Genomic DNA, 513 nt, shown 5'->3' with positions numbered 1-513 from the left:
CAGAAACTGGGCGGGCCGGTCTGGGTGGTCAAGGCCCAGATCCACGCCGGTGGCCGCGGCAAGGGCGGCGGCGTCAAAGTCGCCAAGAGCATCGATCAGGTGCGCGAGCTGGCCGGCCAGATCTTGGGCATGCAACTGGTGACGCACCAAACCGGCCCGCAGGGCCAGAAGGTGCGGCGCCTGTACATCGAAGAGGGTGCCGACATCCAGAAAGAGTATTACGTGTCGGTGGTGACCGACCGCGCGACGCAGAAGGTGGCGATCATCGCCTCCAGTGAAGGCGGTATGGACATCGAGGAAGTCGCCGCGCACACGCCCGACAAGATCGTGAAGATCTTCGTCGATCCGCTGACTGGCCTGACCGACGCCCAGGCGCGCCAACTGGCCGAGGGCATCGGCATGACCGGCCACACGGTGGACCAGGCGGTGGCACTGCTGCAGAACCTGTACCGCTGCTACATGGAGACGGACGCCTCGCTGGTGGAGATCAACCCGCTCAACCGCGACAGCCAG

At 65.5% G+C, this 513-nt stretch carries 1 protein-coding gene; it reads left to right on the top strand.

What is annotated here, in order from left to right:
* On the top strand, positions 1 to 513 hold a 513-nt coding region (locus ACK4TH_RS13305), incomplete at both ends, for an ATP-grasp domain-containing protein (protein WP_409627113.1).

This window comes from Tepidimonas sp. (assembly GCF_046292505.1).
Taxonomy (GTDB): Bacteria; Pseudomonadota; Gammaproteobacteria; order Burkholderiales; family Burkholderiaceae_C; genus Tepidimonas.
The sequence above is the reverse complement of the archived record's forward strand: the minus strand, read 5'-3'. Positions and strand labels throughout refer to the sequence as shown.